Source organism: Pseudanabaena sp. UWO311, assembly GCF_006937785.1.
GTDB lineage: Bacteria > Cyanobacteriota > Cyanobacteriia > Pseudanabaenales > Pseudanabaenaceae > Pseudanabaena.
Map to the genome: position 1 here is coordinate 69,116 of NZ_SJEE01000009.1, position 11,706 is coordinate 80,821.

The 11,706-nt window shown below is 43.0% G+C and carries 11 protein-coding genes; 7 read left to right on the forward strand and 4 right to left on the reverse strand.

Features of this window, described 5'->3' with window-relative positions; translation table 11 throughout:
• Nucleotides 1-7: 7 nt before the first annotated feature.
• From PseudUWO311_RS09315 to PseudUWO311_RS09325, 3 genes are all read right to left on the reverse strand, one after another.
• Nucleotides 8-910: an alpha/beta fold hydrolase gene (locus PseudUWO311_RS09315; protein ID WP_142654978.1), complete on the reverse strand. Its 903-nt coding sequence runs from the start codon at nucleotides 908-910 to the stop codon at nucleotides 8-10.
• 82 nt (nucleotides 911-992) lie between these two features.
• Nucleotides 993-1,616, reverse strand: a complete 624-nt coding sequence (locus PseudUWO311_RS09320) for a hypothetical protein (protein WP_142654979.1) — start codon at nucleotides 1,614-1,616, stop codon at nucleotides 993-995.
• Nucleotides 1,617-1,761: 145 nt separating this feature from the next.
• On the reverse strand, nucleotides 1,762-2,325 hold the full coding sequence (locus tag PseudUWO311_RS09325) for a peroxiredoxin (protein ID WP_142654980.1): 564 nt from the start codon (nucleotides 2,323-2,325) through the stop codon (nucleotides 1,762-1,764).
• A 156-nt stretch (nucleotides 2,326-2,481) separates the two neighbouring features.
• Here PseudUWO311_RS09325 and PseudUWO311_RS09330 point away from each other — a divergent pair, with 156 nt between their 5' ends.
• Both PseudUWO311_RS09330 and PseudUWO311_RS09335 read left to right on the forward strand, forming a co-directional pair.
• Nucleotides 2,482-2,907, forward strand: coding sequence for a phosphomannose isomerase type II C-terminal cupin domain (locus PseudUWO311_RS09330; protein WP_190303445.1), 426 nt, complete (start codon nucleotides 2,482-2,484; stop codon nucleotides 2,905-2,907).
• A 197-nt stretch (nucleotides 2,908-3,104) separates the two neighbouring features.
• On the forward strand, nucleotides 3,105-4,229 hold the full coding sequence (locus PseudUWO311_RS09335; protein ID WP_142654981.1) for a DegT/DnrJ/EryC1/StrS family aminotransferase: 1,125 nt from the start codon (nucleotides 3,105-3,107) through the stop codon (nucleotides 4,227-4,229).
• Nucleotides 4,230-4,289: 60 nt separating this feature from the next.
• Here PseudUWO311_RS09335 and PseudUWO311_RS09340 read toward each other — a convergent pair whose 3' ends face one another.
• A complete protein-coding gene (locus PseudUWO311_RS09340; protein ID WP_142654982.1) occupies nucleotides 4,290-4,877 on the reverse strand; it encodes a Uma2 family endonuclease in 588 nt (195 codons plus the stop codon).
• A gap of 228 nt (nucleotides 4,878-5,105) precedes the next feature.
• Between PseudUWO311_RS09340 and PseudUWO311_RS09345 the strand changes: the two genes are divergently transcribed.
• The 5 genes from PseudUWO311_RS09345 to PseudUWO311_RS09365 all read left to right on the forward strand — a co-directional run bounded on the left by PseudUWO311_RS09345 (nucleotide 5,106) and on the right by PseudUWO311_RS09365 (nucleotide 11,705).
• Nucleotides 5,106-6,455: a hypothetical protein gene (locus PseudUWO311_RS09345; RefSeq protein ID WP_142654983.1), complete on the forward strand. Its 1,350-nt coding sequence runs from the start codon at nucleotides 5,106-5,108 to the stop codon at nucleotides 6,453-6,455.
• A 55-nt stretch (nucleotides 6,456-6,510) separates the two neighbouring features.
• On the forward strand, nucleotides 6,511-8,472 hold the full coding sequence (locus PseudUWO311_RS09350; RefSeq protein WP_142654984.1) for a cation transporting ATPase C-terminal domain-containing protein: 1,962 nt from the start codon (nucleotides 6,511-6,513) through the stop codon (nucleotides 8,470-8,472).
• A 49-nt stretch (nucleotides 8,473-8,521) separates the two neighbouring features.
• Nucleotides 8,522-9,730 carry a 4-hydroxy-3-methylbut-2-enyl diphosphate reductase gene (locus tag PseudUWO311_RS09355; RefSeq protein WP_142654985.1) on the forward strand — a complete coding sequence of 403 codons (1,209 nt, stop codon included), beginning with the start codon at nucleotides 8,522-8,524 and terminating at the stop codon, nucleotides 9,728-9,730.
• Between the two features lie 226 nt (nucleotides 9,731-9,956).
• Nucleotides 9,957-11,246, forward strand: a complete 1,290-nt coding sequence (ahcY, locus tag PseudUWO311_RS09360) for an adenosylhomocysteinase (protein WP_142654986.1) — start codon at nucleotides 9,957-9,959, stop codon at nucleotides 11,244-11,246.
• A gap of 69 nt (nucleotides 11,247-11,315) precedes the next feature.
• Complete coding sequence (locus PseudUWO311_RS09365) at nucleotides 11,316-11,705, forward strand: tautomerase family protein (RefSeq protein ID WP_142654987.1); 390 nt, start codon at nucleotides 11,316-11,318, stop codon at nucleotides 11,703-11,705.
• Nucleotide 11,706: the final 1 nt, after the last annotated feature.

An 11,706-nucleotide genomic window follows, 5' to 3' on the forward strand; every position in this document is an offset into this window, starting at 1 on the left:
AGTCTGATCATGTAGTAGTCGGACTGATTCTTTTGAGTATCGTCGCTAATTTACGTTGATCTCGCCAACCTGCATAGGCACTATAAACGCAGCGATCGCCTACACTTACAAACACATGTATAACTTGCAAGGCATTTGTCCAAACCCAGATCTTTGTGTCATCTGAAGCAGTATGGATTAATTTAGCCTTTTCAAAATTTTGATTATCGGTTTCGGTGAAGTCAAGCGATCGTAGTTTAGCGATTAGCAGCGCGGCAGAATCAGTTTGAATAGGCGCAATTACAGGCTTTTCCCAAAACTGACGCACGACGGCAGCAACTCTAGGATGATTTTTGAGCGGAGCATGACGGATACCATCTAGGCGCACAAAAGTGGCTCTGGCAAACTGCGAACATCCCACTGGCACTGTGCCATCGGTATTGTTGCCAATATCACCAACTACTGAAAGTACTGGGATTTTTGAAGCGATCGCTTCGGCAATAGCGCGGCGATTTTTGCCTAAATCACGAGCCATTAAGGGGAACCATCGAAACGGATCGAATAGTCTGCCTAAGTCAGAACCACCAACAGGTGAAGCAACTAAAGCAAAACTATGAATTTTAGGTAGCCATTCAGGATGACGCTCTAAAACTTCTAACCAGATTAAAGCCCCCATTGAATGAGCGACAATTCGCCATGGTAAATCTGGATATTTGGAGATCGCCTCGGTCGCAATATTTTCGACTTTACATATTAAAGGGGCGATCTCCAGCCATGTATTCAGCCAACCTAAATCTGGGGTATAGATGATTGTATTTGAGGAGGCTAGCGATTTGGCTAATTGAGCAATATCGTGGAAAGTATCCGCCCAGCCATGCTGTGCAAACAATATAAAAGCTTGTTCTTCTTGCGGTTGAGAATTATTGGACATTTTTTGAGAGCTATAGCGATCGCTACTCAAGTTATAGCAAGAAAAAAGACGGTGCGTTGCACCGTCTTTTTTCTTGCAGCAATTATCGCCTAATCCTTACACCCCGATACGTAACTACCTCACCACCATCAGATTTCTGGTTGGGTTTAGAGTTATTTTTGAGTTCAGCTTTTGAAATAGCTTTAGGTTCTTTGATATCTAGCGTAGCTATTAACTCACTTTCTCTAACTTGACCAGTGCTTGTACTTGTACCAAAACTTCTAGCTATTTTTTCCAACGGTTGCGAAATTAACGAACAACCAATTAACGCTGTAACTCTGGCAACTTCAGCCATTAAATTTTCGGGTGATAAGCGCGGCAGGACATCAGAGGCTCCACGCCTAATTGCCCAGCTATGCTCAATATCTTTGATTTTTTCCTGTCTAGGGTTAAATAAGACGACTTTTGTGGGAGCTTTTTGCTTGATTAGCCATTGACAAACCGATGATGACTGTAACGTCTCTGAGCTAGGACTTTTGATCGCCATATCCATGATTAACAAATCAGGTAGCTCGTGGCGATCGCATTTTTCTAGATACTGCACTAAATCTAAAGAAATATTCTCCCAAATCACATCCAATTGCTGAGTTGCCAAAGCCGTATGCCACAATTCACCTTGTGCTTGGTCAGTGTGCATCATTAGGACAGCTTTTTTTGTTTCAGCCATTGCTTTATCTGGCTCCCCCATCAAGATGAGTCGTTAACTTTAAGTTTTGATTAAGACACTAGGCTAACCGATTTAGTGCGTTCATTTTGTACCCTAATTAACCAAAATATAAGAATAGAGACGGCGCAGAGCGCTATCTCTATTCTTATATTTTGATGGTTGCCATACCTTGTTGCCAATCCGCAGGACAAACTTCATTCTCATGGATCTGGGTATGTTGGATAGCTTTAAGAGTGCGTATAGTCTCGTCAATGCTCCGACCAAAGGCAAGATTATTAATGGTGGCATGTTGGACAATACCTTCTTTGTCAATAATAAACAAACCACGCAAGGCGATGCCTAGAAAAGGATCAAGAACATTAAAAACTGTAGCGATCGCTTTGGTTAGATCAGAAACTAGTGGACATTTAATATCACCACCGAGTCCTCCATCAGCAAGCGAGGTTTGAATCCAAGCTAGATGAGCATATTTACTATCTACAGAAATACCAATTACTTCAGTATTTAATTTAGAAAATTCATCATAGCGATCGCTGAAAGCAATCACTTCAGTGGGACAAACAAAAGTAAAGTCAAGTGGATAAAAAAACAGAACAACATATTTGTTTTTTTGATAACTAGAAAGCTTAATTTTTGTAAATTCCTGATCAACTACAGCATCAGCTTCAAAGTCTGGAGCAGGATTGCCAACCCTTAAGAATTCCGCCATAGCCAGTTCAACCAAATTAAAGTTATTGAGTGCTGTGCGCCCTCTTAGTAATTTTACCAAAAAGCGTTAGGCGGCACTTCGTGCCGCCTAACGCTTTTTGGGTTTTAGATTTTAAGATGCTATTCTAAGAATCAATCAGCTTTCTAAATTGCAGTTATGTCACCAGTAAAAGAAGCTCCTTCGGCACTCGCTAGCATTGCAAATCTAAGTGGAGAATCATTAAATACTCATGGGCCGACTGTAGAGCGTCCTTGGGGATCATTCACTACTCTCGAAGAAGGTCGCGGTTATAAAATCAAGCGCATTGAAGTCAACTCAGGACATCGCCTTAGCCTGCAAATGCACCACCATCGCAGTGAACATTGGATTGTGGTTTCGGGAACTGCCAAGGTGACCTGTGGTGACAAAGAAACAATGATTAGTACTAATCAATCCACCTATGTGCCTAAATGCACAGCGCACCGACTAGAAAATCCTGGGGTAATTCCATTGATTTTGATCGAAGTTCAGAATGGTGAGTATTTGGGCGAAGATGACATTATCCGCTTCCAAGATGACTATGCGCGTCACGAAAAAAAATAATTACAGCGCTTTGCGCTTAATACCAAACCCAAAAAACTTAAAAAATGCTGCTTTGCAGCATTTTTTAAGTTTATTTTATAGTTCATTAGATCGGAAATTGCTAAAAAACAAGGTGCATAATATGTACCTTGTTTTTTAGATAACAAGCAATGACGATCGCGTTTAAAATAGTTGAGGCAATCTAGAATCGTTTCAACGTGAATAAAATTCCTCCCTTTGATGCATCGCAGCAATATCAACAAATTGGCGATCGCCTCAATAAAGCTGCATTAGACGTACTAGCATCGGGGCAATATATTGGTGGACAGACTGTAAGCCAGTTTGAGACTGAGTTTGCAAATTATATTGGCTCAGCTATTGACTCTAACTTTGGTATTGCTTGCAACTCAGGTACTGACGCTCTGTATCTAGCTATGCGAGCTTTAGATATTGGGGAGGGGGATGAAGTCATTACTTCACCATTTACATTTTTTGCTAGTGCGGAAACGATTAGCATGACGGGGGCTAAACCCGTATTTGTCGATATTGAAGCGCATAGTTTCAATATGAATATCGAACTAATCGAAGCTGCTATCACCAATCGGACTAAGGCAATCATGCCCGTGCATTTGTTTGGACGCTCAGCTGATATGACTAGTTTGATGGCGATCGCGCAAAAGCATAATCTCAATGTAATCGAAGACTGCGCTCAAGCGACAGGTGCAACTTTTGATGGACAGAAGGTGGGAAATATTGGCGATGTGGGCTGTTTTAGCTTTTATCCAACCAAAAATCTGGGCGGCTGTGGCGATGGTGGAATGATGACCACTAAAAACGCTGAAGTTGCTGATAAATTGCGGATTTTGCGTGAACATGGAAGCCCCAAGCGCTATTACCACGAATATATCGGTATGAATTCGCGTCTTGATGCGTTGCAAGCAGCTCTATTGCAAGTCAAATTGCCTTACCTCGACAAGTGGAATGCTCAACGACGCGAAATTAGCGATCGCTACACGCATCTTCTGAAGGATGCAAATATTCCCCATCTTGTATCACCGCACCATTGTTCTGGCAGTGTTTGGAATCAGTATACAGTTTGCATTGGTGATGGTAAACGCGATTATGTCCAAGCTCAATTGCGCGAGCAAAATATTATTACGATGATTTACTATCCTTTGCCCTTGCATTTGCAATCGGTATATAGCAACCTTGGCTATAAAAAGGGCGATTTTCCTGTTACTGAAGATATTTGCGATCGCGTTTTATCTTTGCCAATGTTCCCAGAACTCAGCGAAGAGCAGCAAGAGCGAGTCGTTGGTACTTTGAAGAATATTCTCAAATAGTATCTGCGCTTGTTTACCCGCTAAATAAGCCACTCAAAAGCGACGCGGTGCGTCGCTTTTTTATTGCCCAAATGCTAAAACTTGCTCAACCGTAAGGGCAAAGCCATCAACTACCGTCGATACAATTGGCATATCACCCGTAAAAATCTTGTCCTCATACTGCCCCTCCACCCATAGACATATGGTTATTTGTCGCATTTCTGGATCGACAATCCAATATTCATTAATACCTCTAGCTGCATACTCTGTGCGTTTATAGCGATAGTCGCGATCTCGATTTTCTTGCCCAGGAGAGACAACTTCAACTACCAAAATAGGCGATGGCATCGCCATTGAAACAAAGTTACGCGATGAGGCTTGTAAATATTCTTTTGATTCTTCCGTAACTATGATGAGATCGGGAATGCGACAAGTTACTCTTCTCCCTGAAACCTCAATCTCAGTGTTGTAAAGAATTAAAGCAAGTGGGATATGCCTAGCAAACTCAAAAAGTAAAAACTTAGCAATACTGATATTCCCAAAAGATTCAGTTGGCACTTTGACTAATTCTCCGTTTACAAGCTCATAGCGATCGTCTGTACCATCGTCATAACTGAGATACTCTTCTATGGTCATCAGTTTAGAGGGGCTAGCTATAGCTAAAGTCATAATTTCAGATCCTCTATTACGCATAACAGGATTGTATCAAATCCAATTTAGTAAATATTGCGTCCTGCTTTCGGCGGGACACAATATTTACTAAAAAAACAATTTTTTGTGGAGCGGCTTTGTCACTCCACAAAAAATTGGTTTTTAGTTGTCTGAGATCGCTAACAAATTTATCGCATGTTGTCTTGCTGTTCCCTATAATAATCACATCTGTATTAGGGAATAGTCATGGGCATTCTTAACTCAATGTTTGCAAAATGGAAAACTCCTCAACAGGGGATGGGGAATGATCCAAATGTGCAGACCATTCAAACTTCTAGCCCAGCCCAAACGCCATCTTCACCACAGCCAAATTCGGCAATGCAAAGATATACAGAGTTAGAAGCGGAATTAACGCGATCGCATCAGCCTCTACAAACTAAAACTATTGATAATCCACAAAAATCTGGGGGATTTAAGGAATTTGGTCAAAGGCTAATTTGGATCGGTGTTTTGGTGGGGATTCCTGTAGGAATTATTTATGTAGTGAATCTGCCCTATCCTATGATTCGACAGCCTGTGGCAAAGGTAGCTCCGCTTTTGCTATTACCAAGTAACATGGCGATCGATACCAATTTTAAACAAGGACAATCAAGCGTTGAGCAAGCAAGACAATTAATCGAAGTTCCCACTAGTCCAGCTGATCTAGATCGAGGTGAAATCAAGCTTAAGGAAGGTAAAACGGCTCTAGATGCAATTCCTTTGTGGTATATCGCTGATTGGGCGGACTATTCGCGAGGATATTATGGTTGGGGCTATGATTGGCGATTTACACCTGCGGGATTGCAAGCGGCGCGAATTAAGGCGGGACAGCTAGAGGCAAAAGTATTTCAAGAGAAAAATGCTCAGATTGCGTTGACTGGTGCTGAGCAAGAAATAACGATGGCAAAGACTGTATTTCAGCAAGCCGCGAAACCGACAGATAAGAAAATCGCGATCCAAAACTGGCAAGCAGCTATCGATCGCTTGGCACAGATTCCACCACAAACGATGGCAGGACGCAGGGCGCAGCAATTGATCGGCACTTCGACTAGGGATTTAAAGGAAGTGGGTGGGCTTGCCGCAGGAAATGAGCAATCCTTGTCATTGATTAGTGCTGCTGAAGGATTTGCCAAAAAAGCCGCTGAATCTGGTCGTAATCCGCCGCATCCAAGCGCTCGTTGGGCTGAAATTGCCACAATGTGGCAAGAGGCGATTAAACGCTTAGAAAGCATTCCTGCTAGTGATGTGCAGGGTTATGCTGAAGCCCAAAGACAGCTAGCAGAATATCGATCTAGTCTGTCGGAAGTGCGAGTAAGATTACAGAATGAACAGGAAGCTGTGCGAGCTTTGGATCAGGCAAATCGGAATTTGGCAACTCTATGGGCAAGTTTGCCTAAAGATGGCAAAGAGCTAAATCGCAATCAAGCGATCGGCAATTTCTCGGCTGTGAACAATGAGCTAGAGAAAATCAAAAATGGAACTACGGTCTATTTGCAAGCGAAAAAAGTGCAACTCGAAGTTCAGGATCAATTGAGATTATTACAACAGGCAAAATAATCAGTAAAAGACATATAGCGCAAAGTGCTATGTCTTTTTATTCACGGATAAAACGATGACCAAATTTGACTTTCTATCGGACACTCAAAAACCTTGGCACTACATGGATGTAGATCAGGTGTTGGCAGCTTTAGAATCTTCGATAGAAGGTCTATCCTATGTGAATGCGAGACAAAGATTACGACATTTGGGAGCCAATAAATTACCGCGATCGCGTCCAATCAGCAAAGTTCTCATACAACCTTTAATTAATCCTTTAACTTATCTATTATTAGGGTCAGCAATTTATTTGCAATGGAATGGAGCAGAAGGATGGGCGCTAATTTCTGTGGGCGTACTACATGGTGCGATCGGAATTGGCATTTCAATATGGTCAATTAAAACCAAGGCAAAAGTCAGTCGAGATCGCCCTCAACGCCGCCAAAATGAACCTTCTAATTCGGTAATGGTACTACGCGATCGCGAAGAAATGGAAGTACCATCGCGAGATTTAGTGTTAGGTGATGTGGTGGTGTTGCGAGAAGGCGATCGCCCTAATGTCGATTTGCGAGTAATGGAGACATCAGACGACTTACTGGTAAATCAAACCAATTTGGGAGGTGAAGCAATTTGTGCTAAGCGAGCCGATCTTACCTTTGAGGAGAACACGCCCCCCCTTGAATGCAGCAACATGATCTATGCGGGGACAGAAATTTCCGCAGGAAGCGTTAAGGGGCTTGTGATTGCCACAAGTCGTTTCACCCAAGAACAATCGGCTCTGGTAAAGGAAAAGCCATTTTCAGTTATCCATGCCGAGTTGCATCAGCTGCGTCAGGTCTGGATTGGGCTGCTGCTGCTCGTGACGACTACAGCGGTCGGCTTTGCCTGGCAACGTGGAATTACGATCAATGCGATGACTGCGGCTGCCCTCATTGTTAGCACCTATCCTCAAAATTTGTTGCGGATTGCGACTCAGGTTCAGTTGTTTGGAATGCGCGATCTTGCTAAACAGCGAATATGGGCAAGATTTCCTTCTATCTTAGATGCGATCGCTAGAGTGACAACAATTGTGCCAATTGTCGAATCGGATGTAGTATTGAGCTTTGATAATTTGAGTCAGGCTGGTATTGAATGGCAGGGATTAATCAGAGCTTCAGAAGATGATGCTACTGCATTTAGTGAAGTAATTGGCATTGAAACCCATAGCTACTTTGATGCTCCTCAAGAGAAGATTCGTCAATGGCAAGATGGTCGCCAAAAATCTAACCGAAAATCTTTAAATGCTGTTGCGGTAATAGGGAATGATATTGAAGATATTTTCTTGTTGAGAGCCGCCGATGTTGGAATCTGCGATCGCACCTGTCGCAAAGAATTGCAAGATAGTGCAGGAATAATTTTACCTAAAGAAGATTTCCATTATTTACCGACCGCCATACTCGAAGGAAGAGCCACATTTGATCGGTTACAACGTACTGCACTGCTCACTGCCACTAGTGCTTTTACCTTAGCGGTACTAGCCCTTATGGATACCGCCGCAGGATTCTCAATGCCTCCGTTGCAGATAATTTGGGTAGGCGCGATCGCCACACCTATTGTGGCTTTTCCTCTAGTTCTAGAACCAACTCATGAGAGCCTCTTAAATCAACCAGCACACCGTTTTCAAACCATGTTGCGTTCTAGTAATTACCTTCGTATTTTGCTAACTGTTACTACGACAATCACGGCTATTGCCGTAGTTTTCTGGCTGAAATATCAAGGTCAAGTCTCGATGTTCTCCCAAGCGCGATCAATGGCATTTGTTACCCTTGGGTTTAGTCAAATTTTCCACGCTTGTGCGATCGCTCGCCACAGCATATTAAACAACTTTCCTTTGATGCTCAGTATATTTTTCGTCACAATCTGTCAAATTGCCTTTGTGCAAGTCCCTTGGTTTGGCGATCTGATGGCAACAGTTCCTTTAAATGCGGTTGAATGGACAATCGCAATTCTCAGCGCCACGGCGGTGTTTTGGGTGCAAGAGCTAATCAAAACTGGGTAGCGCTTACTATATAATACTTTCAGCACAATTACCTAGGTTTTCTACGCGCATGGACAACACCCTCGACACTCAAGCGATGCGGAGGGCTTTGCACAAGTCCCCTAATTATTTTCGGCAAAGCTTTGGACATGGTGAAGAAGCCGAATCAACCATGCGATCGCAATATCATAGTGATTTGATCCAAACTATTCGCGAGCATGATTATATTTATACGCAAGGCGATGTTACGATCTATTTGGCAAAATCATTTGGATTTTGTTGGGGTGTAGAAAGAGCAGTAGCGATGGCATACGAAACGCGCACGCAGTTTCCCACTGAGAAAATTTGGATTACTAATGAAATCATTCACAATCCTTCTGTTAACGCTAAGCTGAAGGAAATGGAAGTTCAATTTGTGCCAGTCTCAGAAGACGGGACTAAGGATTTTTCAGGGATTGGTCAGGGTGATGTAGTAATTTTGCCAGCCTTTGGAGCGAGTGTTCAAGAAACCCAGTTGTTTGATCGCCTTGGCAGCAAGATTGTTGATACAACTTGTCCTTGGGTATCCAAAGTATGGAATCGGGTTGAGAAGCATAAAAAAGCAGACTTTACTTCCATTGTTCATGGTAAGTACAACCATGAAGAGACGATCGCGACCAGTTCCTATGCCAAACGATATCTAGTCGTATTGAACATGAAAGAAGCTGAGTATGTGGCTAATTACATGCTCAATGGTGGTGATCGTCAAGAGTTCTTGGCTAAGTTTAGTAAGGCAATGTCAGAAGGCTTCGATCCAGACCTCGATCTAGTCAGAATTGGCGTTGCCAATCAAACCACCATGCTCAAGGGAGAGACCGAAGCGATTGGCAAATTGTTTGAAAAGACAATGATGCAAAAATATGGCGTAGAAAATCTCAATGAGCATTTTCTTGCTTTTAATACAATTTGCGATGCGACTCAAGAACGCCAAGATGCGATGTTTGAGATTGTAGAAGAGGATCTCGATTTAATGGTTGTCATTGGTGGCTACAATTCATCGAATACAACCCATTTGCAAGAAATTGCGATCGAGCGCAATCTGCCGTCTTATCACATTGATGATGTGCATCGCATTCTCTCGGCAGAGGCGATCGAACATAAGCCTCTGGGTAAGGCGATCGAGCAAGCTACAAATTGGTTACCCACAGGCAAAATCAAAGTCGGCATAACGTCAGGTGCATCAACCCCCGATCGCGTTGTCGAAGATGTCATCAACAGGATTTTTGCTTTAAAATGCTAATCTCAAATCTTGACAGACAAGGCGCTTAAGCGCCTTGTTCTCTATTTATAGCTGTTGCCATTTTTGTTAGGCATAAAACCCAAAAAGTATGAGGCGGCGCTCCGCGCCGCCTCATACTTTTTGGGTTTTGATTTGTCCTAATGCAAGTGACTAAACCTATAAAGATAAATAATTAGTTTGCTTGACATATAATGAGGTTAAATTTTGTAAAAATTTAACTCTATACATGACCACTACCATTGCGCCCGAAACCGTGACTGTTAAGCACGAGATTAAGGATATTACTCTTGCACCTCTAGGCAAACAACGCATCGAATGGGCTAGCCGCGAAATGCCCGTATTGCGTCAAATTCGTGATCGCTTTGCTGCTGAGAAGCCACTTGCAGGTATCCGCATCGCTGCTTGCTGCCACGTAACCACTGAAACTGCTAACCTCGCGATCGCCCTCAAAGCTGCTGGAGCAGATGCAGTTTTGATCGCCAGTAACCCACTCTCAACCCAAGACGATGTTGCCGCATCCTTGGTCTATGATCACGGGATTTCAGTATTTGCAATCAAAGGCGAAGATAACGCTACATACCATCGCCACGTCGAAATGGCTCTTGCTCACCGTCCCCATATCATCGTTGATGACGGTAGCGACGTAACCACCACCTTGGTATTACACCACGCTGATCAAATTCCTGAAATCATTGGAACTACCGAAGAAACCACCACAGGACTAGTTCGCCTCAATGCCATGTTCCGTGATGGCAAACTGACTTTCCCTGCGATCGCAGTTAACGACGCAGAAACCAAGCATTTCTTTGATAACCGCTATGGTACTGGTCAATCTACCCTTGACGGCATCATCCGCGCTACCAATATCTTGTTGGCTGGCAAAGTCATCGTTGTAGCTGGCTATGGCTGGTGTGGTAAGGGTGTAGCTCTACGTGCACGCGGCATGGGCGCAAATGTAGTTGTTACTGAAATCAATCCTGTTGCGGCAATCGAAGCAGCTATGGATGGCTTTAGAGTCATGACTATGGATGAAGCAGCTAAAATCGGCGATATCTTTATCACAGTTACTGGCAACAAGCACGTCATCCGTCGCGAACATTTTGAGACCATGAAAGATGGTGCGATCGTCGCTAACTCTGGTCACTTCGATTTGGAAATTGACCTTGTTTCTCTCAATGATCTCAGCGAATCTGCTAGCTTTGTTCGCAACTTTACCCAAGAGTATCAACTCAAGACTGGCAAATCGATCATCGTCATCGGTGAAGGTCGCCTAGTGAACCTTGCTGCTGCTGAAGGGCATCCTGCTAGCGTTATGGATATGAGTTTCGCTAACCAAGCTCTTGCTTGCGAATTCTTAGTTAAGAACAAGGGCAATTTACCTGCGGGTGTTGTGCCCATTCCTAAGGATATCGATCAAGAAATCGCTCGCTTGAAGTTACAAGCAATGGGCATCACCATTGACACTCTAACTCCTGAGCAAGTGCATTACCTCAATTCTTGGACAGAAGGAACATAAGCTTTCTTAAAAAAGAGGGAGCGCAATGCGCTCCCTCTTTTTTTGTAATTAATATTAGTTTAATAAGTTATGCCTCAAACCAAAATCCACGGAAACGCTGATTTTATTCAGCAAAATCGAGAAGTTCTATCGACTACCATTCATTCCTGTGTAGTTGATGCGCTCAACTATCCTCCAGAAAAGAAGTTTCAGAGATTCTTCCCATTGCAAGCTGAAGACTTTGAGTATCCTAGCGATCGCAGTGAAAAATATATCATCATCGAAATCTTGTTGTTTGCGGGACGTACTGTAGAAGCAAAGAAAAATCTCTATCGCTTATTATTTGAGCGGCTAAAAGAAAAATTGGATATCGCTCCATTAGATGTTGAAATTATTTTAATCGAGACACCAAGCCACAACTGGGGCATTCGCGGCATGGCTGGGGATGAGTTGAGCTTAAACTATAAGGTAAATGTCTAGT

Coding starts and splice junctions, on each gene's coding strand:
- PseudUWO311_RS09315 (WP_142654978.1), bottom strand. CDS start 910: ATGTCCAATAATTCTCAACCGCAAGAAGAACAAGCTTTTATATTGTTT.
- PseudUWO311_RS09320 (WP_142654979.1), bottom strand. CDS start 1,616: ATGGCTGAAACAAAAAAAGCTGTCCTAATGATGCACACTGACCAAGCA.
- PseudUWO311_RS09325 (WP_142654980.1), bottom strand. CDS start 2,325: ATGGCGGAATTCTTAAGGGTTGGCAATCCTGCTCCAGACTTTGAAGCT.
- PseudUWO311_RS09330 (WP_190303445.1), top strand. CDS start 2,482: ATGTCACCAGTAAAAGAAGCTCCTTCGGCACTCGCTAGCATTGCAAAT.
- PseudUWO311_RS09340 (WP_142654982.1), bottom strand. CDS start 4,877: ATGACTTTAGCTATAGCTAGCCCCTCTAAACTGATGACCATAGAAGAG.
- PseudUWO311_RS09345 (WP_142654983.1), top strand. CDS start 5,106: ATGGGCATTCTTAACTCAATGTTTGCAAAATGGAAAACTCCTCAACAG.
- PseudUWO311_RS09350 (WP_142654984.1), top strand. CDS start 6,511: ATGACCAAATTTGACTTTCTATCGGACACTCAAAAACCTTGGCACTAC.
- PseudUWO311_RS09355 (WP_142654985.1), top strand. CDS start 8,522: ATGGACAACACCCTCGACACTCAAGCGATGCGGAGGGCTTTGCACAAG.
- ahcY (WP_142654986.1), top strand. CDS start 9,957: ATGACCACTACCATTGCGCCCGAAACCGTGACTGTTAAGCACGAGATT.
- PseudUWO311_RS09365 (WP_142654987.1), top strand. CDS start 11,316: ATGCCTCAAACCAAAATCCACGGAAACGCTGATTTTATTCAGCAAAAT.